The sequence below is a fragment of the Streptomyces fildesensis genome (assembly GCF_016107395.1).
Taxonomy (GTDB): Bacteria; Actinomycetota; Actinomycetes; order Streptomycetales; family Streptomycetaceae; genus Actinacidiphila; species Actinacidiphila fildesensis.
The window spans coordinates 1-291 of sequence record NZ_JAAIKO010000262.1 but is presented as its reverse complement, the minus strand read 5'-3'; the positions used below and the strand labels follow the sequence as shown (position 1 = coordinate 291).

General features: G+C 66.7%; 1 protein-coding gene. It reads left to right on the top strand.

Translation table 11 applies throughout. The features are described 5' to 3' along the window. Nucleotides 1-291, top strand: a 291-nt coding sequence (locus C6N31_RS42845; RefSeq protein ID WP_306665089.1) for a pyruvate formate lyase family protein, incomplete at both ends; no start/stop codon positions are given.

Sequence of the window (291 nt, the reverse complement as noted above, 5' to 3'; positions counted from 1 at the left end):
TCAACGTCATCCACTACATGCACGACAAGTACGCCTACGAGCGGCTGGAGATGGCGCTGCACGGCCATCCCGTGCAGCGCACCATGGCCTGTGGAATCGCCGGCCTCTCGGTGGCAGCCGACAGCCTGTCGGCCGTCAAGTACGCCCGGGTGAAGGTGATCCGGGACGACACCGGACTGGCCACGGACTACGAGGTCGAGGGCGAGTACCCCGCGTACGGGAACCACGACGACCGTGCCGACAGCATCGCCGTCGACCTGGTGCACACCTTCATGGCCAAGCTGCGCCGGC